This window comes from Streptomyces sp. URMC 124, assembly GCF_051386455.1.
Taxonomy (GTDB): Bacteria; Actinomycetota; Actinomycetes; order Streptomycetales; family Streptomycetaceae; genus Streptomyces.
The window spans coordinates 1-232 of record NZ_JBPQTS010000666.1; the positions used below are offsets into that span (position 1 = coordinate 1).

At 44.0% G+C, this 232-nt stretch carries 1 protein-coding gene; it reads right to left on the reverse strand.

All coding sequences use genetic code 11. The features are described from left to right. Positions 1-213, reverse strand: a 213-nt coding sequence (locus ACSNOG_RS34095) for a hypothetical protein (RefSeq protein ID WP_436756535.1), incomplete at its 3' end; no start/stop codon positions are given. Positions 214-232: the final 19 nt, after the last annotated feature.

Consider the following 232-nt stretch of genomic DNA (forward strand, 5'->3'; position numbering starts at 1 on the left):
GGATACATATCGTTTTGCGCAATCCGGCCATGGGCTTTTCTCTGTTGCCTTCTTGCTAACCTTCACGATTTTATTTTCTTTATCCAATTCTACGACCTTTACTTTGAGGTGATCCCCGGCACTAACTTCTACGCGAAGATCATCTACCCATCCATAACCATATTCCTGAACCGGCAGCTCAGTTGTAATACCGCCAATATCCAGCATCAACACCTTAGGAGTAACATTACGT